General features: G+C 49.2%; 1 protein-coding gene. It reads right to left on the reverse strand.

Annotation, left to right across the window (positions count from 1 at the left end; all coding sequences use genetic code 11):
• On the reverse strand, positions 1 to 240 hold a 240-nt coding region (locus GJQ66_RS13750; RefSeq protein WP_196215955.1), incomplete at both ends, for a CoA transferase.

Consider the following 240-nt stretch of genomic DNA (forward strand, 5'->3'; position numbering starts at 1 on the left):
GCCCGACATACCCTGAATGATGAAGTCGTATCCTGCGCGATGTGAATAAGGGCCGGTCTGACCAAACCCCGTGATCGAACAGTAGATCAGACGCGGATTAACGGCTTTCAGGCTTTCATAGTCCAGACCGTATTTTTTCAACCCGTCTTTCTTGAAGTTCTCGATCAGGATATCCGCGTCAGCGACCAGATCGCGAATGATTTTCTGGCCTTCCTCAGTTTTGAAATCGACCGTAATGGA

The sequence above is a fragment of the Microbacterium sp. ZXX196 genome, assembly GCF_009709595.1.
Classification (GTDB): domain Bacteria; phylum Actinomycetota; class Actinomycetes; order Actinomycetales; family Microbacteriaceae; genus Microbacterium; species Microbacterium excoecariae.